Annotated in this window: 1 protein-coding gene; it reads right to left on the bottom strand. The window is 31.3% G+C overall.

Annotated features, from left to right (window positions below; genetic code table 11):
• Positions 1 to 135: 135 nt before the first annotated feature.
• Positions 136 to 318 (bottom strand): hypothetical protein, encoded by a 183-nt coding sequence (locus V7127_RS24350; RefSeq protein ID WP_335345638.1) that lies wholly within the window; start codon positions 316 to 318, stop codon positions 136 to 138.
• Positions 319 to 699: the final 381 nt, after the last annotated feature.

Below are 699 nucleotides of genomic sequence, written 5' to 3'. Positions count from 1 at the left end.
AATTTTGATAAATTAATTTCTTTGCTTTCAGCCATTTAATTCTCATAAATAATGTATTCTGTTCCGTTGGCACAATAAGAAAGCTTTCAGTATTGACAGCACAAATTTCCCCTATCGCACAAGTTACTTCAATGATTAGATTGAGCACGCTCTTACTAAGAGAACAAATCCAATTATAATTAGGACAGAAAATAAATTAACTAAACAACCACTGCTTGGTACTCCAGTATGGGCTTGAGCCCACGAATTGTTTAAAGCACCTCGAGGATTTTTTCGTTGTTCTGTTGCTTTCAATCTTTCTCTTTCTTTTTCAGACATAATACCTCCCCCCGTTTTAATAATTGCTTAAATTTAATTACGAATTAGTAAGGTTAAAGTTTCTCCTTATCTTATTGCACTAACCTGCCCTATTGTTTAAGTAAAAACTTTCACAAACATCACACTAGCATTACCATAAGTATTCAATTTTTCTTGAGACTCTTCCTCTATAAAATGGCCCTTTCATGCAAAAAAGCGCAGATCCATACTCTGGAAATACGCCCTTTAGTGAAAAAAATATTAATATTAATTTTTGAGTTCTGTGGTTAGATACTCAATCATCTTTAAATAAAAAATACTCTTAGTTCTTTCCTTCTCATATAAGAGTTATTTATACTGTTAAGATATATTATTATTTCACAGCTTCTTTTAATTCCTTAC

Origin of the sequence: Bacillus sp. JJ1773 (assembly GCF_036962035.1) — a bacterium.
Taxonomy (GTDB): Bacteria; Bacillota; Bacilli; order Bacillales; family Cytobacillaceae; genus Cytobacillus.
This window is presented reverse-complemented; position numbering and strand designations above follow the sequence as displayed.